Consider the following 21,368-nt stretch of genomic DNA (forward strand, 5'->3'; position numbering starts at 1 on the left):
CATTCTTACGGTCTACGTATTGAATCTGTGGTAAACTATAGCCAAATAATGAATGGTAAAGGAGTATGCACAGTGAACTTATTAGAATGGTTTAAAACAGGAATGACTGCTCAAGAATACGTTGAATCAATGAAAGTAAATCAAGAGACGTTCGTATCGATTTACCATGCGTTTCACCTAAGTCAAGAAGCTGAAAAGGTAACACAAGCTATTACAGGGAAAGGACTTAAAGCTATCGTGCTAACTGCTGACTGGTGTGGGGATGCGATGGTGAATATCCCAATTTTACTAAAGTTAGCGAACAATAGCTTCATGGAGTGCCGCTTTTTAATTCGTGATGAGAATTTAGAATTAATGGATCGTTATTTAACGAATGGAACTGCACGTTCAATACCAATTGTCATCTTTATAAATGAAAAAGGAGAAGAAGTAGCGAAATGGGGTCCAAGAGCTGAGACGGTAGAGGAAATCGTTTCAAAGTATAAGGCGGAGTTACCTGAAAAAAATTCTCCTCAATATGAACATGCGTTTAAGGAGACATTTATTCCAAAGATGCATCAATTGTTTAAACAGGAGACTACGTGGACAACGATTGAAAACGACTTTGTGAAAGTTTTTCGCCAATTATAACTGTGCGAAAAAACGTATAGGAGGGGGAGTAAGTTAACCATCCTAATCTTTCCTTTAGCGGTGCGCCTAATTCTTTACGCGCCGCAGCTCTTTTTTTCTCAGTGAAGAAGGTTCGAAAAAAGAAAAGCCTTCTTACTACTGGATGACATTCTTTTTAGCATCCAATCAATCTGTTGAAAGGCTGCTACTATTATTCTATAAGATGAAGATGGTACAATATGAAAAAGCGCAGTATTAGGGGGACTACAGGATTCATGACCACTTTCCATTCGTATATTAACACTATAGACACCATTATTGATAACGTTGAAAAAGTCATTATTGGTAAGCGTAAAGAAATTAAACTTTCACTAGTTGCCTTACTTGCAGGTGGTCACGTGCTGCTGGAAGACGTACCAGGTGTAGGAAAGACTGTATTTGTACGAGCAATGGCAAAAACAATCGGTGGAGAATTTAAAAGAATTCAATTTACACCAGATTTATTACCTTCCGACGTAACAGGTGCTGCCATTTACAATCAAAAGACTCAATTATTTGAATTTAAACCTGGACCTATTATGGCGAATGTCGTACTTGCCGATGAAATAAATCGAACTTCACCTAAAACACAATCAGCTTTGCTCGAAGCATTGGAAGAGGGAAATGTAACAGTTGATGGTGAAACGATGCATATCCATGCTCCTTTTTTCGTACTTGCAACACAAAACCCAATTGAGTATGCAGGAACCTTTCCTTTACCGGAGGCACAGCTTGATCGATTTTTAGTCAAAATTCAACTTGGGTATCCCACTGTGGAAGAAGAATTGGAGTTGCTTAATCGAGTTGAAAGAGAGCATCCGATTGACGCTATAACCAATGTGATTAATTTAGATCAAGTTATTGAGCTGCAACAGGTTGCTCGTGATATTTTTATTCATGAAAGTGTTAAAACGTATATCGTTAATCTTATTCATGCTACGAGAATGAATCGAGACATTGAGCTAGGTGCTAGTCCAAGAGCAACCATTGCGCTTATGAAAGCAAGTCAAGCCAATGCCCTTATTAATGGCCGAGATTATGTAAGCCCTGATGATATAAAGGATATTGCTCTATCCGTACTTGGACATCGTTTACGTTTAACCAATGAATCACTACTAAAAGAGAAAAAGGTAGAAGCAGTGCTGGAAGATGTCATCGCTCATATTCGTGTCCCATTAGCTAGTAAGAAGGAAAAAGTAAAATGAAGACATCCTCGTTAAACAAAACGAGCCGTTTTCTTTTTAGATGGATTCTTGCAATGGCCATTTTCTTATTGTCGTTTAGCTTTGCAATGTTTCAAGGTGGATTTGTAAGTTGGTTTTTATTTTACGGACTTGTTGTCGTTTTTCTTTTTTCGAGCATCATACCATTCTTATCCATTGTCGGACTAAAACTTAAACGAACGGTTTCAAAAAACAATAGTGAAGTTGGAGAAGCTTTAACTATTGAAGTGATAATAGAAAAGCCTGCCTGGATGCCATTTATTTATTACCATTTGTCTGACACCACACCTGAAACATTTATATCGGAAAGAAACCATCAACTGTTTTCTTTTTCGTTCGATAGACAATTCGTACTCTCTTATGAAGCAAAGGCTTTACAAAGAGGGGTTTATCATTTTAACGAAGCGATTGTGCATGCCAGCGATCTATTTGGATTAATAACGATTAAACGAACGTTGCATTCCGATAGAGAAGTTGTCATATCTCCTACTTTTTACGCCATTACTAATAAAAGAGCGTTATTTGCCTATGCGAGTAAAGCTGATCATTTCCATAAAGGTTTACAAGATGATGTTCTCTCGAGTATTCGACCATATGTTTCTGGAGATCGTTTAAGTAAAATTGATTGGAAGCGGTCCGCAGGCGTGAATGGACTGTTAACAAAAGAATTTGAAACAGAGGAAGACCAGCACGTAGAAATTGTACATGCGGCACAAGAGATGGACGCGTTAAGGGACCCTATTCAATATGAGGAAAGCATAAAAGAAGCTGTATCCATTCATGCAGCTTTCATCCAAGATCATATTCATACTACGTTGTCTGTGTACAATGAAGAATGGATTCGTACGGTTGTTACGTTCAACGATTGGAGGCATTCCTTACGCTTATTTGCCCTCATTCATCCAGTTCCTGACCATGAGACAACGCTCCCTCTTTTAAAAAACGATCAAGGGATTTGTTTTATCGTGACTCCCCGCTTTTCAAAAATGGCGATAGACCTTATTAGAAAACATGTTTCTCACCAACGACGCGTATTTATCGTTACCTCAGTAGCCTTAGCACAAGAAGAAATTGCTGAGGTGAGCAAGGCAGGTGGGCATGTCTTTATCCCCCAATATCAACATTCTGAGGATCACAAAAGGGGTGAATTTTATGGGGCCTAAAAGCTTTTTAATACGAGATGTTTTTTTGTATGCACTCGGTTTTATTTTGCTACTAGAATGGCTATACCCAGTTCCTTATATAACGAATGGTAGCGATATTCCTGCTTTTATTACCATTGCAGGCCTCTTTTTTCTTGTTACATTAGTACGTTTACCAATGATCGTATCGCTTCTTCTTAGAGTCGTCATCATTATCGGTGCCTTGTTTTGGTTGTTTCCACCTGAGCCAGGCTCGCCTGATTCTTGGTTTACTTTATTAGCACGACACTTGTTTGAAAACAGTATTCTCGTTCTTTCAGGAAATGTTGTCGAATTATCTGCTCTTTTTAGAACGTTTCTATTTATTGTCTTATTGTCAATATTAAGCTACTTGCTCCATTACTGGATTATTCATGCGCGCAAAATCTTGCTGTTTCTTATTCTAAGTATAATTTATGTAGGTGCGATTGACTCATTTACTGACTATGACGGAAATGCATCGATTGTGCGAATGTTTGTTGTTGGGCTAATCCTATTTGTGACATTGAGAGTATTGAAAAATGGTGAAGGGAATACGGCTTTTTCTTTTGCCCGATTGGGTAAGGTAATGGCATTGAGCAGCGTTTTGATTCTAACAGCTGCGGCGATTAGCTTTGTGATGCCAAAACCTGAGCCACAATGGTCTGATCCTGTACCGTATCTTGAATCGATCCTCGGTTTTTCAAGCGGTGGTCCACCTACTCAGCGCATCGGCTATAGTGAAGATGATAGTAGATTAGGTGGAGGTTTTGTAGACGACGATACCCCGGTCTTTTATGCGAGGATAGAGGAAGGCTCTTATTGGAAAGGGGAAACGAAGAATGTGTATACAGGCTCAGGTTGGGAACTCTCTCTTAACGATACAAATGAAACTCTACAAACACCTCCATTACAAGAGGGAGAGCGAACGGCTGTTATTCGTGAAGAAAGAGAAGCGCAGCTACGATTCTATGGTGAAGGGGAGCAACGGTTTAACCATCTTTTTTATCCTGGCGAGCTAGTGTCAAGCGAACTTGAACTGATGAACACAGGTGAAACAGAACCGATTGTTATTCATTCAATTTCCAACCAAGCAACGTTAGTAGACGGACAAGCCCCTCCAAATCAATATGAGGTAACGTATTATGATCAGACGTTCCAAGTCGGTGGCTTACGAGAGGATAATCAAACCTCAGATCTTAATTGGGAACTTTACACGGAAGTACCAGATGACCTTCCTGACAGAGTGAGGGAGCTTGCTGAAGAACTGACTGAAGGTAGAGACACCGTTTATGATCAAGTGATTGCGATTGAGAATTATTTACGTGGCCCATCATTCTCTTATGAAACAGAAGATGTACCAGTACCGAATGGAAATCAAGATTATGTTGATCAATTTTTATTTGAGACCCAAAGAGGGTATTGTGATAATTTTTCAACAGCAATGGCTGTTATGCTTCGTACCCTCGATATACCTACTCGATGGGTAAAAGGGTTTACTGAGGGACAACAAGTTGAAGTAAATGATGAGTACGAGGAATATTTAATTTCCAATAACAATGCGCATTCTTGGGTTGAAGTATATTTTCCAAGTGCTGGATGGGTTTCATTTGAACCAACACCCAGTTTTTCTGGATTTGAATTTGAACAAGAACAAGTGGATTCGAATGTAGATGAAACAGAAGAGATTCCAGTCCCAGAAAATCAAAATGACTCTGAAGAACAGCAGGAGGAAAGACCAGAAGAAGACGTTCAAGAAGATGAAGTGGCAGACATAGCAACGACAACAGAGCGTGGCCCAACGGGTTTCCTTGTTTTTGGTAGTATAGCATTTGTATTGATAGTAGCAATTGTCGTGTTTCTTTTTAGAAAAACGTTTGCGATACGCTATATTAAGGCAAAACAACATACGGCTAATACGGTGGACGATTACGCCACGTCATTTGAACGCTTAATGTGGGTGTTGCGTTTATACGGAATTAATAGACAACCCCATCAAACGTTGAAGGAATATGCTCACAACGTAGAGAGTGAGCTAGGGTTAGAGGACCAAACCATGATTCGTTTAGTAGAGGTGTATGAACGCTATATGTATAGCCGTAATGCACAGCGATTTGATAAAAAGAAATTTGATGAAAATTGGAAAAAGATGCTGAACCAAATCACTTCTTGACCGATTGTTTACTTGCTTGTTATGATTAAATTTGAATGAACTGTATGAAAGAATGCACATACTAAAAAAAGTTTGAAAGCTAGCGCAACGTTAGGGCTGCAATTCAATGGAGCATCATTCATTGTTTTTGTAGCCGTTTTGTTTGCATGGGAAGCTTCTTAACTTTTTAAATAAAAGATAGATTATATGGTAAAGGGTGGATAAGATGCAAGTGACGAATCATGAAACGATTGTTGTCCTTGATTTTGGAGGGCAGTACAATCAACTCATTACACGACGAATTCGTGATTTAGGGGTTTATAGTGAGCTACATTCACACAAAATTACTGCCGAAGAAATTAAGGCTATGAATCCAATTGGAATTATTTTCTCTGGCGGACCTAATAGTGCATACGTAGAAGGAGCACCTTCTTGTGATCCTGCCATTTATGAGTTAGGTATTCCAATCTTAGGTATTTGTTATGGTGTTCAGCTTATGACTCATCACTTTGGTGGAAAAGTTGAAAAAGCATCTCATCGTGAGTATGGAAAAGCTATATTAAAAGTGGAAAATCAATCGGATTTATTTAAAGGTCTGCCAATTGAACAAACGGTTTGGATGAGTCATGGTGATAAAATCATTGCGCCTCCAGAAGGATTCACAGTTGATGGATCGAACCCTTCTTGTCCAGTAGCCGCAATGAGCGATGAATCAAGACACTTCTATGGTGTACAGTTTCACCCAGAAGTACGTCACTCTGAATTTGGAAATGACTTATTAAAGAATTTTGCTTTTGAAATTTGTAAAGCAAAAGGCGAATGGTCAATGGAGAATTTTATTGAAGAAGAAATTAAGAAGATTCGTGAGCAAGTAGGCGACCGTCATGTGCTTTGTGCATTAAGCGGTGGTGTCGATTCTTCTGTTGTTGCAGTGCTTCTTCATAAAGCAATTGGGGATCAATTAACGTGTATGTTTATTGACCACGGCTTGCTACGTAAAGGCGAAGCAGAAAGCGTTATGGAAACCTTTAGTGAAGGCTTTAACATGAACGTTGTCAAAATCGATGCAGCAGACCGTTTCTTAGGGAAATTGAGAGGCGTAACGGATCCAGAGCAAAAACGTAAAATTATTGGAAATGAATTTATTTATGTTTTTGATGAGGAAGCAGCTAAGCTTAAAGATAAGAAAATGGATTTCTTAGCACAAGGAACTCTTTACACAGATATTATTGAATCAGGCACAGATACAGCTCAAACGATTAAATCACACCATAATGTAGGTGGATTACCAGAAGATATGAAGTTTGAGTTAATTGAGCCTTTAAATGCTTTATTTAAAGACGAAGTGCGTGCTCTAGGTTCAGAGCTAGGCATTGCAGACGAAATCGTTTGGCGTCAGCCGTTCCCAGGACCAGGTTTAGGAATTCGTGTTCTTGGTGAAATTACAGATGAAAAGCTGACGATTGTTCGCGAAAGTGATGCAATTCTTCGTGAGGAGATTAAAAAAGCTGGTCTTGAGCGCGAAATTTGGCAGTATTTCACTGCACTACCGAACATGAGAAGTGTTGGCGTAATGGGTGATGCACGTACGTATGATTACACAGTCGGCATTCGTGCGGTTACTTCAATTGATGGGATGACATCTGATTGGGCACGTATTCCATGGGATGTATTAGAGATCATTTCAACACGTATTGTTAATGAAGTTGCACACGTCAACCGCATCGTCTACGATGTAACGAGCAAGCCACCATCCACAATTGAGTGGGAATAATCGCAGGAGAGCTAGAAACCCTTTTCTATCAAGGGTTTTTGGCTCTTCTTATTTTACTACACTTTTATTGTAGTTTTTCAAACAGAAGCTAACAGTGAATTGATTTTAAGTAAGTGTTTTTATTCTCTGTTGGAGAACTGTACCCTGTCACATCTTTCAATCTATGAGCAACTTCAACGTTACTGTTTGGATGCCCATAGGTGCCTAATGTCGTTTCACTATCTTCATGCCTTTAGGGTTTTTGTTCTTACCCTAAGCTCAAACTTATGTGCTTATGTATGCTAGCCGTCATCATTTCGTTAAACGGAAATACAGAATGATTATATGAAAAAGAGCTCTAAGAACCGCTGTATTGTGGTTAGTAGAGCTCTTTTTTTATAAAACGTATCGAATAAGTTTACGAATTGGTCATGGAGGAAGAGACCATTACGAGTAAGAAAATGCTGGAAGAGGGCTGGCACCATACATCGTTTGTGAAGCTGGAGGAGGGTAGAAATAATTCTACAGACTGCGATTTTAGTGCGGGGGGATGTGCTCTTACATAAGCACTCACCTCCTTTCCTATTGATTACAAACAAACAGAGACTAAAGGGTAAGGGATACAAGACCAAGGAAGGTAGAGGAACAGGGCAATACGAGAAGATGTGTATGTCTAAAGAAGTAGAGCGTGCAGTATTTTCGTCGAAAAATGGTTTTGCATATAGATAATTCTGCATAAATTGTTAAATTCCTTCTATAAAAAGGAGAAAATAACTATTTTTTATTAGGTCATAGGAACTGTTTTATGAATGGAATAACATGTGTGCAAATGCGAGATTAGGGTATACGTTCTGTAAGATGACTGGAGGGAGACGAATCATGGATAAAGCTAACCAACAAACTGTTGGAGACTACTTGTATGAATCTTTGTATAAAGAAGGTATTCGAGATGTGTTCGGTGTTCCAGGTGATTACAACTTTGCTTTACTCGATACCCTTGAAAGAACAGATGGCTTACGATTTATTCACAACCGAAATGAATTAAATGCTGGGTATGCAGCTGATGGATATGCACGCCTGCATGGAATTTCAGCCCTTATCACAACGTTTGGTGTTGGGGAATTAAGTGCTGCAAATGCGATAGCAGGTGCGAATTGCGAGAACATTCCAATCATCCATATTGTCGGAGCGCCTGACTATGACAAACAAGAAAAAGGGTTGCACGTGCACCATACGTTAATGAATGGTGACTTTCATGTATTCAAACGGATGTTTACTGAAATTTCAGCTTATAGTACAGTGGTTACGCCTTCCAATGCTAAAACGGAAGTGGCAAAAGCGATTCAAATGGCTAAAGATTATCAAAAGCCTGTTTACATAATGGTGGCTGATGATTATGTGAATGAATTAGTTACTGAGAAAGATGGGGAAGGCATTGTACCCTTTGAAACAGACAAAGAAACGTTTGCACAAGCAATGCGCCACATTGAAAAAAAAGTAAGTGACAGTAAAAAGCCTATTTTGTTAGTTGATACGAAAGTGAAAAGTTTTGAATTGGAAAAGCTAATTCAGGAAGTAACAGAATCACTTCGTATTCCTGTAGCGAGCATGGTATATGGAAAAGGCTCAGTGGATGAAAGCTCAGATCAGTACATTGGTATGTATGCAGGCGATTTTGGGAGCCATGAGGTAAGGGATCGAGTAGAACATGCAGATTGCGTCATCGGTGTTGGACTTGTTTGGGCGGATACAAATACAGCTAATTATACAGCTTCTTTAAAGAAAGAGCAGTTAATTGATATACAACCACACTATGTAAGGGTGGAACACGCTACGTATGAGAATGTGAAAGCCTCTGACGTATTAAAAGAAATGGGGAAGCTAGAAACCTCAATCGATACTGCAGCTTCTCCGATAACCTTTCCTTATGCTACAGCGTTGGAAACAGAAGACAAAGCTTTGCGTGCGTCTAATTATTATCCAATCTTGCAAGATTTTATCCAAGAAGAAGATATCGTTATCGTGGAGACAGGAACGTTTTTCTACGGTATGTCCCAAGCTCGAATGAAAAAAGGGGTTAGTTATTTAAAGCAAGGCGGGTGGCAATCAATAGGATTTGCAACGGCAGCTACGTTTGGTGCTACTATTGCAGAACCTAATCGTAGAACGTTGTTATTTACAGGTGATGGGTCAATGCAACTTACAGTTCAAGAAATAAGTTCTATGCTCTACTATGACTGTAAACCAATCATTTTCGTGTTAAATAATGCTGGTTATACGATTGAGAGGTATTTAAACACAGAAACAAAGGAACAAGTTTATAACGATATTCCAACATGGAACTACAGCTCTTTACTTGAAGGCTTCGGTGGTGGTGCTAAACATGTTAAAGCGAAAACGACAGCGGAACTACAACATGGTCTTCGTCAAGTTGAAAAGGATGACTGTTTATGTGTAGTGGAGATTGTCGTCAATGATCCAATGGATGCACCGGACTATGTAAAGCAAATAAGAGCATTTAAAAAAGAGGAGTAAGGGTACATCACCCTTATTCCTCTTTTTTTTGAACTATGCGCTTTGCTTCCAATCCGATACATCATCTTCTAACGGATGATTATTCCCACGGCGATTGCTTGCAGCCTTGAAGAACAAGATCGTTAAAAAGATAGTGAACACGATGCCGATAATGACAGATGTTTGCATGGATAGGTTTAACCCAATTGGTGCATTCATAATATATGTTGTTGCTGTTACGCTCATAAACCATGCTGGAAAAATAGCAATCCAGTAATTTCTACGAGAAATATATAGGAACATAGCGCCGATCCAGAGTGCAATAACAGCTGTTGATTGATTTGCCCAGTTAAAGTATTGCCAAAGCATGGTGAAGTCAACGGTTGTTAAGAAAATAGACATGATGAATAAAGGTAAGGCAATCCAAATTCGGTTCATCATTTTCTTTTGCGGCACTTTTATATAGTCGGCGATAATCATTCTTGCACTACGGAAAGCCGTATCGCCAGAAGTAATTGGCAGAATAATAACACCTAATATAGCCAGTGTACCGACAATGGGTCCTAACATAGCTGTTGAAATTTCAGACACAATACCACCTGTACCAATTGTGTTAATTAACTCATTAAGTGTAATTGGACTATCAAATAAGCTCATTGCAGCAGCAGCCCATATCATCGCAATCATGCCTTCTGCAATCATCATTCCGTAAAAAATTCTGCGACCCTGACTCTCGTTCTGGGTTGTCCGCGAAATAATTGGTGACTGTGTTGCGTGAAAACCGGATAAAGCTCCACATGAAATGGTTAAGAATAAGAGTGGAAAAATAGCCGTACCAGCTGGGTGTGTGTTTTCAAACGATAGCTCTGGGATGGGAGCTTGATGCCAAACGAGGGCAATCCCAATACCAACTGTACTAAATAATAACAAGGCACCAATATATGGATAAACACTTCCGATAATTTTATTAATTGGTAAGATCGTTGCTAATAAGAAGTAAATAAAAATCAGAATAACAAACATCAGAACAGGTACTGAACCATTTACAAGATCGTAAAGTAAGTCCGCTGGTGATGCAACGAACACGGTACCAACTAGTAGTAATAGTAAGATAGAGAAAGCGTTTACCACATGCTTCATCGCTTTTCCTAAGAAGCGACCTGCCAGTTCAGGTAAATGAGCACCACCGTTTCGGATGGAAATCATACCAGTTAAGTAATCGTGAACGGCACCAGCGAAAATACAGCCTAGTACAATCCAAATGAATGCTACAGGCCCATAAAGTGCTCCCATAATGGGGCCAAAGATAGGTCCAACACCGGCAATACTAATTAATTGGATTAAAGCATTTTTATTTTTACCCATCGGCAAATAATCAACGCCATCAGCTTGTGTATAAGCTGGAGTTGGACGATCTGCTTTAGGTTGAAAAACTCGTTCTACGAATTTGCCGTACGTAAAATAACCGACAAACAAAAGGACTAAAGCTAGTAAAAAAGTAATCATACAGGTTCTCCCTTCACCCTAAGTGAATGCGTTTTCATAATAGTATTGTAAGGGATTCCCCACGAGGATGGCGGATTTTGTCGTGACATGTCAAAATCCGCGCTTAACATGCAGAAAAATAGAGCCAAAGTGTCGGCTCTATAATTCAATCATTTTTCGTAATGGTTTAACATAATTACGACTTACTGGTATTTGTTCTGAAACACCTGTTAACGTTAATTGATATGCGCCATTAAACCATGCATTCATTTCTGAAATGTAAGCGGTGTTCACTAAATAGCTTCTGTGAACTCGGAAAAAAGCGTAAGGAGCGAGTCTGTGCTCCAATTCTTTTAATGTGAACTTGCTTTCGTATGCGGCGACATTTGTTTGGACTTTTGTATTTTTCTCGTCTCGATATGCGTAAAGAATGGACTCAGGATCAAGAAAATGAATGGTATCCTCTTTATCAACAGCGAGCTTTGCTGCTGGGTTTGTTTTTTCCTGTGTGCTTTTTATAGCGAATGCATTTTCAACTTGTGAAATGGTTTCAGCAAGCTGGACCTCATCAATGGGTTTAACAAGATAGCCTTTTGCTTGTAGTTGAAAGGCATCAACAGCGAACTGAGGATAAGCTGTGGCAAATACAATATAAGGTGGTTGCTTCATCTGCTTAATGATGGACGCAACCTCTTTTCCGTTCATTTCCGGCATCTCAATATCAAGAAAGAGCAGATCTGGCTGTAATTCCATCACCTTGGCAATTGCTTCTGTACCGGATTGAGCTTCCCCAACAATAACAATGTTCGGAAAAACTTGGAGTAAATAATGGAGTTCCTCACGCCCATACTTTTCATCATCAACAATGATGGTTCGTATCTTTGCAATTGTCATTACCCCCTCTCCTTTCTAATTGATTTAGGAATATAACATTCAACTGTGGTCCCTTTTCCTTTTTCCGTGCTGAATTGGAGGGAAGCGGATTCTCCGAACATCATTTGCAAGCGTTTGTTACTATTGTAGATACCAATTCCTGTGCTTGAATCAGTCTTTTGTCCATGTTCCTGTAGGTTTAACATGGTTTTGTCGAAGCCTTCACCATTATCACGTACACGTAGTCCAACCTGTTCACCATGATGAAATACGTGAATCATAAGTTCACAGTTGAAACGCTTATTGCGAAAGCCATGTTTGACAGCGTTTTCCACTAAAGGTTGCAGCGTTAATGGGGGGATAGCGACGGCTTGTAGTTCATCCTCAATGTTATACGTAACGGATAAACGATCTTCAAAGCGAACTTCTTCAATTGATAAATAAGCTTGTATATGCTGTAATTCTTCTTTTAATGAATGTAAAGACACGGTTGTAGCAGAAACGTTATGACGTAAAAATTGCGACAAAGCGTGTAGCATCGTCCTCGCTTTTGTAGGGTCGAGTCGAATAAGTGAAATAACCGTATTGAGTGTATTAAAGAGAAAATGCGGGCTGATTTGCGCTTGAAGTGCGTTTACCTCAGCATCTTTTGCCAGCTGGTATGCTCGATCTGCTTCGGCTAATTCAAGCTGACTGCTTAGCAATTTTGTTAGGCCAGAAAGCATTTCAGTCTCAAGGGATGTAATGTCTTTTTTGGAATGATAATAAAATTTTAACGTTCCAACAACGTTATCTCGAATGATAAGCGGTGCAATAACCGCTGCGCCTAACGGGCAGTGAGGCTCTTTGCAATGAATTTCGTCGTCACTAGCAATGATCATTCTTTTTTGCTTAATAACTTCTGATGTTAACTGTGTTTGAATCACCATATTTGCTTTGTGGTGATCGGCACCTATACCAATATGGGACAAAATAAGGTTACGGTCCGTTATAGCGACTGCACAAGCATTTAATTCCTTAAACAGAATAGCGCACACATTATAAGCAGATCGGTCACTAAGGCCATGCTTTAAATAAGAAAGTGTTTGTTCAGCAATTCGTAAACTTTTCTGTGCTTGCAGCGCCCCAGCCTTTTGTTCTTCTTTTGACACACTTTGAATAATAAGAAAGAACAACACACAGCCAATTCCATTTGCAATAATCATTGGTATCCCAATAAGCTGTACGAGCTCAATGGCTCTTGTTGTTGGTGTAGCGAGAAGGGCAATTAGTCCCATTTGCATGGCTTCTGCTAAACCACCAAGAATCATAATGTGAAATGGCTGATAAATCACTTGGGGATTTTTTTTGCGATAATAAGCAGCTAATACACCAGCTAAAATAGAAGCAACGCCACATGCTACCGCTGTAAACCCTCCAAGCATCATTCGATGAATGCCAGCGATCAAGCCTGCACCTAAACCGACCTTCATACCTCCAAATAAACCAGCGAGCATAACGCCAATCACACGAAAATTAGCGATGGCTGCGTCATCTGGAATGGCGAAAGTGATACGGTCTAAGGCAAGAGATTCTGGTTGAAACGTTACGCCAGAATAGGTGCCGATAATGCCAAACACGCCGAAGAAAAAAATAGCTGTTGTTTTTTGTTTAATAGTTAGCTCAATGGAAGAGGCCATCTTTCGAAAAAAGCGAAGTCGCGTTGCTATAAAAGCAAGCATAACGATAAGGCCCAGTCTCTCCAGCATAAGAAGAAGTAATTCAAACATTAATTTAACTCCTATTTATTCGGTAAAAATCATTTTAGTGTTGCCTATAAAGAAAAATGTAGTCAACTATGTAAGTGGTTATCACGTAAAAGCAGTGAAAAAACGCCACGGATCGTGACGTTTATTTATAAATCAAAGCTCGTACAATGCGAGCTCTAACTCAATACGATGTTTTATTTTTTCTATGCACTCTTCTGCGGTGGCACCGAAAATACGGGTACCATTTACAATGGCGTACGGTCTAACTGCACAAAGCCCGCAAAAAGAAAGGCATTCATTATCCATGACGGCAACTTCTGGATACTCTGACTCCAATAGATTTTCTAGATCTACTCGATTCATCAGGTTTCCATCACAGACTTCTACGACAATTATGCCCATGTGTTCCACCCTTTCGACTAGTATGCTGAATGAAGAAGTCAATAGTTCATTATATAGGATGACAAGATAGAATTCTAGTAGCTTGGTATGGAAATCAATACGTTTTAGTAGTCGTTCTCTATTGTCTTCTGTACAATGATTGTATTGAAAGAAGGAGTGATTGTTTATGAATACTTACAACTGGGGAATTCTTGGTCTCGGTTCAATTGCAGCAGATTTTGCCCATGCAATAACCGCCTATCATGGAGAATTATACGCTGTGGCTTCTCGTTCAGCTGAAAAAGCCGAAGCGTTTGCAAGTGAACACGGTGCTACGAAAGCGTACAGTCACTATACATCATTGATGACAGATCCGAAAGTCGATATTATCTATGTGGCTACACCACATGCGAGTCATCACGAATACATAAGAGAAGCTCTTCAGAATGGAAAGCATGTACTATGTGAAAAAGCGATTACTATTAATGGTGACGAGTTAAACGAACTTATTGAGCTTGCTGAAAAGAACAACCTTATTTTAATGGAAGCAATGACCATCTATCATATGCCTTTGTATCATGCATTAAGGGATGTCATTACAAGCAACCGTTTAGGTCCAGTTAAAATGATTAATGTAACTTTTGGAAGTCGAAAGCCTTTTGATCCGAGTAATCGATTTTATAATCCAGAATTAGCTGGAGGTGCGCTTTTAGATATTGGCACATACGCGTTATCATTTGCTCGTTTTTTTCTTTCAGAGCAGCCTACGCAAGTACTAACAACTATGAAAGCAACTGAAACAAACGTAGATGAACAATCAGCCATTGTATTAAAGACATCAACAGATGAAATTGTTACGATTTCCCTTGCCTTTCGAGGAAAAATGCCAAAGCGAGGAATCATTGCGTGTGAGAACGGTTTTATCACAGTAGACGATTTTCCACGTGCTGAACAAGCTACATTGACATGGCATGATGGGAATACGGAAGTTATAAAAGCAGGACACTCAGCTGAAGCTTTAATGAATGAAATTAAAGCAATGGAATCGAGTGTTAGTGGAATAGATCAATCCTATATAAGCATTTCAAAGGACGTGATGACATTAATGGATGAAGTGAGTCAACAGTGGAGTCTACAGAGGACTTCTTGACCCATGTTTAGAAACCTTGAAAAACGTCTATATAGAGAAATAGATAAGAAGGAGGCGTTTTTCATGAGTGATAACGGAACTGGAGATAAAGCAAAAGGTGTTGGGAATAAAGCAAAAGGTGCTGTAAAAGATGCAGTAGGAGATCTTACGAATAATAAAAAAATGCAAGCAGAAGGAAAAAAAGATAAAGTTAAAGGCGAAGTACAAGATACTAAAGGTGAAATAAAAAACAAGTCAAACGAATAAGTTTTCTTAAAAAAACCGACTCTCGATAAAGCGAGGTCGGTTTTTATTTGTTCACGCTGTGTACTGTTTGACGATCTCATGGAGTTTTAGAGCGTGTCGGACGTCGCCTTCTACTTTTAATTGTCCAGTCATATAAGCGACAGTAGGATTCCAATTTCCCTCTAATAGCTTGTGCAAATTCGTTTCGCTCAATTTCAACGTACAAGCTTCCTCCTTTTTTATAGGTTCTTTCTCAACCGTTACCATCCCATTGGAAAACAACACACTATAACGAGCTTCGGGTTTTAGTTCAAATTGATACGTGCGATTAAGATCACGAATGTGCACAGGGTCATTGTTTATTTGATCTGCAAGGGCATATAACTTTTCTTCTGTCGTCATGCAAAAACTCCCTTTTATATGAATGATTATTCATTCATTATATCGTAAAGAAAGGAAGGTGAAAAGTTTTTTACTTCGTTTTATTTTTCTCTATTTACTTCTCTTTAAAAAACAGCAGGCGCTTGCGAAAACAAAAAGAAGAGGGGTAAAGAAATGGCATATCAATGGACGAGAACATTAAGAAATGGCATGAGTGGTAATGACGTTCGAGAATTACAAATTCGGGTAGCTGGCTATGCAGCTGCTTCATCAAGCCGAACTCATATTACTGTTGATGGTCAATTTGGACCAGCAACAGAAGGAGCTGTTCGCCGGTTTCAAGCAAGCTACAATTTATCTGCTGATGGGGTGGCAGGTCCACAAACGCATACTGCGTTAAACAACCTTGAAGCTGCTGATGGCTCAACTAGACATTTTAACTGGAGTGAGTTTCATTCACGAGATGGATCAAGGTTTTCAGGAGGCGCGGTATCAGCTACTCAAGTACAAGAAAATATTCGTCGGTTGATGTATAAACTTGAGGCAAAGAGGCGTAAGTTAGGAAATATTCCATTAACGATTAATTCGGGTTTCCGTAGTCGCAGTCATAATTCCAGTGTAGGTGGAGCTAGTAACAGTCAACATCTATATGGGTCAGCAGCAGATGTCTCATCGTCAACAACACCAACAAGAAAAGCGAATACTGCACGGACTTGTGGGTTTAGCGGCATTATTATTTATCAGACGTTTACTCACGTTGACAGTCGAGCAGAAACAACGGGTGGAGGCTACTACTGGCCGTAAGCAATGAAGAAAAGTACTAGAGAGACGTATGTCTAATGGACAGGCGTCTCCTAGTGCTTTTTTGTGTATACGATATGTGTTATTGTTGTTTGTTCTTGAAAGCGCTATAATAAACGTTAGCATTTTAAGGGAGTGGATTTTACGTGAGCGTTATAAAAGCTGGAGTAGTTGGTTGTGGGAATATTAGCGATATCTATTTTCAATTAAATAATCGGTTTGATGATATACAAATTATTGCCTGTACGGATTTAAATATTGCTCAAGCAACTCAAAAAGCAGCTGATTACGAAGGAATAGAAGCTTTATCAATGGACGATTTCTTTCAAGATGAGCGAATTGAGCTTGTTATTAACTTAACGATTCCATCTGCGCATTACGCCGTTCATAAACGAGCATTAGAAGCTGGAAAACATGCATATGGTGAAAAGCCGTTAGCCTTATCTTTAGAAGAAGCTGATGAGCTTAGAAAACTAGCTCGAGAAAAAAATCTTTATTTAGGTGCTGCTCCAGATACCTTTTTAGGGGGCGGGCTTCAGACTGCAAAAAAACTTATAGAAGATGGGTGGATTGGTAAACCAGTATCTGCTAATGGATTTATGATGAGTCATGGACCTGAGAGCTGGCATCCGAACCCGGACTTCTTTTATAAAGAAGGGGCGGGTCCTTTATTCGATATGGGTCCTTATTACTTAACAGCACTTGTATCCATACTAGGTCCGATCAAGCGACTTACATCCTCTACAGGAAAGGCATTTGAGGAACGTAAAATTACGTCCCTTCCTCGTTTTGGTGAAACAATGCAAGTAGAGGTAGAGACACATTTGTCTAGTATAGTAGACTTTGAGAATGGAACAATCGGAACGCTCATTACGAGCTTTGATGTATGGGGATCACAGACACCCAATTTAGAAATACACGGCACAAGAGGTTCTCTCATATTGCCAGATCCAAATACATTTGGAGGGCCTCTCTTCTTCAAGAAACAAGGGGAGGTTGCGTTTCAAGAAGTACCGCTTACGTATGGTTTTCAAGAAAATAGTCGGGGTCTGGGTGTGGTCGATATGGTTGCGGCAATTAAGGAAAAGCGTGCGCATCGTGCGAGTGATGCACTAGCTTATCATGTGCTTGAAGCGATGCATGGCATTTTACGTTCGTCGAGAGAAGAAAAGCATTATCAAATGATAAGTACGTGTAGCATCCCCGAATTATTGCCATTGTCTATGACGACAAGAGGTTTTTAAGAGTGAAAGTGTTCTTCTTATTAGAGGAACGCTTTTTTTAGTGCAACACTTTGTATTCCGTTCGAAAGTAAGCTACAATTAAGACGATTTTAGGACGAGTAGGAGGCGGTCTCGTGAGTTATGTGATGAACGATAAATTTAAACTGTTTACCATTCAATCAAACCCATTGTTAACGCAAGAAGTTGCCGATCAACTTGGTTGTACAATAGGGGAATGCACAGTGAATCGCTTTAGTGACGGTGAAGTGCAAATTCATATTCAAGAAAGTGTACGTGGGGCTAAGGTATTTATTTTACAATCAACTTCTCAGCCCGGAAATGAGCATGTGATTGAATTACTCATTATGATTGATGCATTAAAACGAGCTTCAGCAGGGGAAATTAATGTTGTGATCCCTTACTTTGGGTATGCTAGACAGGATCGAAAAGCCCGTTCTCGGGAGCCAATAGCTGCAAAGCTTATTGCGAATCTGCTTGAAACTGCGGGAGCAGACCGAGTTGTTACAGTCGATTTACATGCTCCCCAAATTCAAGGTTTCTTTAATATTCCTGTGGATCCACTGCAAGGAATACCGCTGCTGGCACAGCATTATATCAAGAAAAATCTTGTGAATCCTGTTGTCGTTGCTCCAAATACATCAGGTTTAGGAAGAGCAAGAAAGCTAGCCGAATATATTGATGCACCAATTGCTTTTGTCGATAAGCGTCAACCTGAACCAGGGTTTGCTCAAGCAATTGACATCGTAGGTGAAGTAAAAGGAATGGATGCCATTATTATTGATGATCTCATTGATACAGCAGCAACGGTAACATTAGCTGCCCATTCTTTGGTGGAAAACGGTGCGAAAGATGTGTACACATGTTGTACCCATCCAGTGTTGACAGGACCAGCAATCGAGCGGCTAGCCATTGCACCAATAAAAGAAATTGTTGTGACGAATACGATTGAATTACCTATAGAAAAACAGCTTGATAATATGACCATTTTATCAATGGCCGGTTTGCTAGCTGATGCGATCTATCGAATTTATAAGGAACAATCTGTTAGCACGTTGTTTCAATAAGTTCGCTCGTAAATAAGGAGTGGAGTAGAGAGATGTATAAATTAATTGCCATTGATATGGATGGAACATTGTTAAATGATCAACATCACGTAACACCAGCAGTAAAAGCTGCGTTACAAGAGGCTAAAGCAGCAGGAGTAACGGTTGTTTTATGTACAGGGAGACCTATTGGGGGAGTTACACGTTATTTAAAAGAATTAGAATTGACGGATGAAGATGATTATGTGATTGCCTACAACGGTTCACTTGTACAAAACACGCATACAAATGAAAATGTTGTCTCCCTAACATTAGATTATGAAGATTTACTTGAATTGTCTGCTACAGCGAGAGCTCTTCAAACACCGATGCATTTCTTTGATCAAGCTAAGTTATACACATTTGATAAGGATGTTTCACCTTATACCATTTACGAATCGTACGTTACACAAGTGCCTTTAAGTTTTCGAACAAAGGAAGAACTGGATAACGATATTGTCATACCAAAGGTCATGTTCATTGATGAACCATCTCGACTCGAGGAAACAAAAGCGGCAATTCCAGATTCGTTAAAAGAACGTTATGAAATGGTGCAAAGCGCTCCTTTTTTCTTGGAAATTCTCCATCCAGAGGCAAGTAAAGGGAATGCGGTCAAACACCTGGCAAGGAAGCTTGGCATCACCCGAGAAGAAGTGATGTGCATTGGTGACAATGGAAATGACTTGTCGATGATACAATTCGCAGGCTGTGGCGTAGCAATGGAAAATGCCATCCCCGAATTAAAGGAAGCTGCTGACTTTATTACAAAGTCAAATAACGAAGATGGCGTTGCACATGCCATCCGAATGAACGTGTTAAATTAACGGAGAGAGATGTTCGTTAAGGTTTCTAACCTTAATAGCATCTCTTTTTTTATGTAATTGCAGGTGAGGAGAGGCTTAACATTTAGCATGAATTCTTTTTATTGTTTAATGAAGAAACGGTAAGGGAAGAGAAGAGTAGCATAAGAAAAGGGAGAGGTCATCTTGAGTACAAAACAACTACTAATGGTCGTAACAAACGGCGCTAAAATGAATAATGAACAGTTTGCAGGAATTTGGTTATCGGAGTTTACAGAGCCGTATGAAGAATTTACTAAAGCCGGTTACCATGTAACAGTTGCAAGTCCAAAGGGTGGCGAGTCACCAATTGACGATGCCAGCTTAGAGAATGGCACTATTCCTGAACAATGGCATGAATTAGCAGAAATGCTGAAACGAACCGTCTCATTAGATGACATACAATCAGCTGATTATGATGGTATCTTTATGCCTGGTGGGCATGGGGCGATGTTTGATTTAGCGGACAATCCAAAACTCCAGCAGTTACTACGTGACTTTTATGAAGCAGATAAAGTGATTGGCGCTGTTTGTCACGGACCGGCAGCTTTAACAGGTGTATTGCTCGAAAATGGACAATTCCTTGTTGAAAACCGAAAAGTAACTTCCTTCACAAACACAGAAGAAGAAGGCGTTGAATTAGTCAATCAAATGCCATTCCTATTAGAAACCCGTCTGAGAAAAGAAGGCGCACAATTCGTAGGGAAAGGTGATTGGGAAGAAAATGTATATACTGATGGGAAGCTTGTAACAGGTCAAAATCCACAATCATCCATTGAGACTGCAAAGCAGTTTATCAAAGCTATCTAACTGAAAACACACTCCGTTAAACATCGGAGTGTGTTTTTGATTACCTAAGAAGGTGGCTGTAAATCAATTCGAATGACTTCAGGTCGGTTAAATAAACGAAGGGGGAAAAGGCTGTTTCCTAAGCCTCTACTTACAATCATTTTTGTATTCTTTTCTTCATATATTCCTTCACTATAGTCAGGGAATAGCCCCTGCCCAGGAGCAAGGATACCACCGATAAGTGGAAGTCGAACTTGTCCTCCATGAGCATGACCTGAAAACACCAAATCAGCATGTGTATCTTGATAGATAGAAAATACTTCAGGTCGGTGGGATAAGAGTATTGTGAATGAATCTGTTGCACTAGATGGAATCGCTTCATTCAACAAGTCCTTTACAATCTCTTCTGGAGATGCCGTTCCTCTAGAATCAGGATCATCTATACCGACTAGTTGAAAAGAAAACCCTTCATGCTCTATTGTGAATGCTTCGTTTCTTAAAACCGTTACGCCGATCTCAACAAGTGTCTCTTCTAACTCCTCAACAATACCTAAGCGCCATTCATGGTTACCGGTTACATAATAGGTTGGAGCAATAGACACCAATTCCCTCATTAAATCAACGCCTTCTCCATTGTTCGACGTATAGGAATCAATTAAATCTCCGGTCATGAAAATGAAGCTTGGCTCTTGTTGCTCTACGTTTTGTAGGAGCCGTTCATTTTTTTCACCGAATTCTGCTGAATGTAGATCAGATAAATGGACGATGGTGATCCCATTGTGAGTAGAATCCATTTGTGGCACTTCAATCGTATGACTGGATAAAACGATTCTGTGGTTTTGTGTGTAGAAAAAAAAGATGGCTACGACGAAAAGAAGGAGTAAAACAAGAATGGTTTTGCGACTAAACAACAGGATAGC

Annotated in this window: 19 protein-coding genes; 13 read left to right on the top strand and 6 right to left on the bottom strand. The window is 39.6% G+C overall.

Going from position 1 to position 21,368, the window contains the following annotated elements:
• Positions 1-72 precede the first annotated feature (72 nt).
• The 6 genes from BK583_RS05055 to BK583_RS05085 all read left to right on the top strand — a co-directional run bounded on the left by BK583_RS05055 (position 73) and on the right by BK583_RS05085 (position 9,471).
• Positions 73-630 carry a thioredoxin family protein gene (locus tag BK583_RS05055; protein WP_038482838.1) on the top strand — a complete coding sequence of 186 codons (558 nt, stop codon included), beginning with the start codon at positions 73-75 and terminating at the stop codon, positions 628-630.
• A 254-nt stretch (positions 631-884) separates the two neighbouring features.
• Positions 885-1,853, top strand: coding sequence for an AAA family ATPase (locus tag BK583_RS05060; protein WP_038482835.1), 969 nt, complete (start codon positions 885-887; stop codon positions 1,851-1,853).
• Positions 1,850-3,034 carry a DUF58 domain-containing protein gene (locus BK583_RS05065; protein WP_038482832.1) on the top strand — a complete coding sequence of 395 codons (1,185 nt, stop codon included), beginning with the start codon at positions 1,850-1,852 and terminating at the stop codon, positions 3,032-3,034. The genes BK583_RS05060 and BK583_RS05065 overlap by 4 nt, the downstream gene beginning before the upstream one ends.
• On the top strand, positions 3,024-5,204 hold the full coding sequence (locus tag BK583_RS05070) for a transglutaminase TgpA family protein (protein WP_055736485.1): 2,181 nt from the start codon (positions 3,024-3,026) through the stop codon (positions 5,202-5,204). Before BK583_RS05065 ends, BK583_RS05070 begins: the two co-directional genes overlap by 11 nt.
• A 205-nt stretch (positions 5,205-5,409) precedes the next feature.
• A complete protein-coding gene (guaA, locus tag BK583_RS05075; RefSeq protein ID WP_055736484.1) occupies positions 5,410-6,957 on the top strand; it encodes a glutamine-hydrolyzing GMP synthase in 1,548 nt (515 codons plus the stop codon).
• Between the two features lie 858 nt (positions 6,958-7,815).
• Positions 7,816-9,471 (top strand): alpha-keto acid decarboxylase family protein, encoded by a 1,656-nt coding sequence (locus BK583_RS05085; protein WP_078440053.1) that lies wholly within the window; start codon positions 7,816-7,818, stop codon positions 9,469-9,471.
• A gap of 33 nt (positions 9,472-9,504) precedes the next feature.
• Here BK583_RS05085 and BK583_RS05090 read toward each other — a convergent pair whose 3' ends face one another.
• From BK583_RS05090 to BK583_RS05105, 4 genes are all read right to left on the bottom strand, one after another.
• Positions 9,505-10,956 (bottom strand): carbon starvation CstA family protein, encoded by a 1,452-nt coding sequence (locus tag BK583_RS05090; RefSeq protein ID WP_055736481.1) that lies wholly within the window; start codon positions 10,954-10,956, stop codon positions 9,505-9,507.
• 138 nt (positions 10,957-11,094) lie between these two features.
• Positions 11,095-11,829, bottom strand: coding sequence for a LytR/AlgR family response regulator transcription factor (locus BK583_RS05095; RefSeq protein WP_055736480.1), 735 nt, complete (start codon positions 11,827-11,829; stop codon positions 11,095-11,097).
• A complete protein-coding gene (locus BK583_RS05100; RefSeq protein WP_055736479.1) occupies positions 11,829-13,577 on the bottom strand; it encodes a LytS/YhcK type 5TM receptor domain-containing protein in 1,749 nt (582 codons plus the stop codon). The genes BK583_RS05095 and BK583_RS05100 overlap by 1 nt, the downstream gene beginning before the upstream one ends.
• A 132-nt stretch (positions 13,578-13,709) precedes the next feature.
• On the bottom strand, positions 13,710-13,958 hold the full coding sequence (locus BK583_RS05105) for a YuzB family protein (RefSeq protein ID WP_038482813.1): 249 nt from the start codon (positions 13,956-13,958) through the stop codon (positions 13,710-13,712).
• Positions 13,959-14,124: 166 nt separating this feature from the next.
• On the opposite strand from BK583_RS05105, the gene BK583_RS05110 reads away from it, so the two are divergent.
• Positions 14,125-15,087 carry a Gfo/Idh/MocA family protein gene (locus BK583_RS05110; RefSeq protein WP_055736478.1) on the top strand — a complete coding sequence of 321 codons (963 nt, stop codon included), beginning with the start codon at positions 14,125-14,127 and terminating at the stop codon, positions 15,085-15,087.
• Positions 15,088-15,150: 63 nt separating this feature from the next.
• Entirely contained in the window at positions 15,151-15,333 is a 183-nt protein-coding gene (locus BK583_RS05115; RefSeq protein WP_055736477.1) for a CsbD family protein, read from the top strand.
• A gap of 51 nt (positions 15,334-15,384) precedes the next feature.
• Here the strand turns inward: BK583_RS05115 and BK583_RS05120 are convergent, their stop codons facing one another.
• Positions 15,385-15,714, bottom strand: a complete 330-nt coding sequence (locus BK583_RS05120; RefSeq protein WP_055736476.1) for an SCP2 sterol-binding domain-containing protein — start codon at positions 15,712-15,714, stop codon at positions 15,385-15,387.
• Between the two features lie 153 nt (positions 15,715-15,867).
• Between BK583_RS05120 and BK583_RS05125 the strand changes: the two genes are divergently transcribed.
• The 5 genes from BK583_RS05125 (at position 15,868) to BK583_RS05145 (ending at position 20,469) form a co-directional block, all read left to right on the top strand.
• A complete protein-coding gene (locus BK583_RS05125) occupies positions 15,868-16,497 on the top strand; it encodes a D-Ala-D-Ala carboxypeptidase family metallohydrolase (protein WP_055736475.1) in 630 nt (209 codons plus the stop codon).
• A gap of 143 nt (positions 16,498-16,640) precedes the next feature.
• On the top strand, positions 16,641-17,738 hold the full coding sequence (locus BK583_RS05130) for a Gfo/Idh/MocA family protein (RefSeq protein WP_055736474.1): 1,098 nt from the start codon (positions 16,641-16,643) through the stop codon (positions 17,736-17,738).
• A 125-nt stretch (positions 17,739-17,863) separates the two neighbouring features.
• A complete protein-coding gene (locus BK583_RS05135) occupies positions 17,864-18,802 on the top strand; it encodes a ribose-phosphate diphosphokinase (protein WP_038486043.1) in 939 nt (312 codons plus the stop codon).
• Between the two features lie 32 nt (positions 18,803-18,834).
• On the top strand, positions 18,835-19,644 hold the full coding sequence (yidA, locus tag BK583_RS05140; RefSeq protein WP_055736473.1) for a sugar-phosphatase: 810 nt from the start codon (positions 18,835-18,837) through the stop codon (positions 19,642-19,644).
• Positions 19,645-19,827: 183 nt separating this feature from the next.
• On the top strand, positions 19,828-20,469 hold the full coding sequence (locus BK583_RS05145) for a type 1 glutamine amidotransferase domain-containing protein (RefSeq protein WP_038486041.1): 642 nt from the start codon (positions 19,828-19,830) through the stop codon (positions 20,467-20,469).
• 44 nt (positions 20,470-20,513) lie between these two features.
• Here the strand turns inward: BK583_RS05145 and BK583_RS05150 are convergent, their stop codons facing one another.
• Entirely contained in the window at positions 20,514-21,359 is an 846-nt protein-coding gene (locus BK583_RS05150) for a metallophosphoesterase (RefSeq protein ID WP_051667609.1), read from the bottom strand.
• Positions 21,360-21,368 lie beyond the last annotated feature (9 nt).

It is taken from the genome of Shouchella oshimensis (assembly GCF_002019765.1).
GTDB classification, from domain to species: domain Bacteria; phylum Bacillota; class Bacilli; order Bacillales; family Bacillaceae_D; genus Shouchella; species Shouchella oshimensis.